We start from the raw sequence: 336 nt of genomic DNA on the forward strand, positions 1-336 counted from the left end.
GTCGTCAACACTATACTTACAGTGAAAGCCGAAAACTTACGTCGAAGGAGAGTGCGTATGAACAACAACGGTATTAATGCTCGCGTCACACCTAAAGGCAATATGGACATATTGTCTCGACACGAAGTGAATCTCCTGCGCAACAAGAAAAACGAACAACTACAAGAGCTGTTTCGTCGTTGCGCACTCGCTGTGTTGAACTGTGGATCCTTAAGTGATGACGGTGAAAGTCTCTTAGAAAAATACAAAGACTTCGAAATTAACGTCATTCAACAACCTCGAGGCATAAAACTCGATATTAAGAACGCGCCTGAAAGCGCCTTCGTTGATGGCTAT

Annotated in this window: 1 protein-coding gene; it reads left to right on the forward strand. The window is 43.5% G+C overall.

The genetic code is table 11. The annotated features are described in order from the left end of the window. Window positions 1–57: 57 nt before the first annotated feature. A partial coding sequence (locus A3738_RS10600; RefSeq protein ID WP_156504194.1) for a pyrimidine/purine nucleosidase domain-containing protein occupies window positions 58–336 on the forward strand: 279 nt, incomplete at its 3' end.

The sequence above is a fragment of the Oleiphilus sp. HI0066 genome (assembly GCF_001635725.1).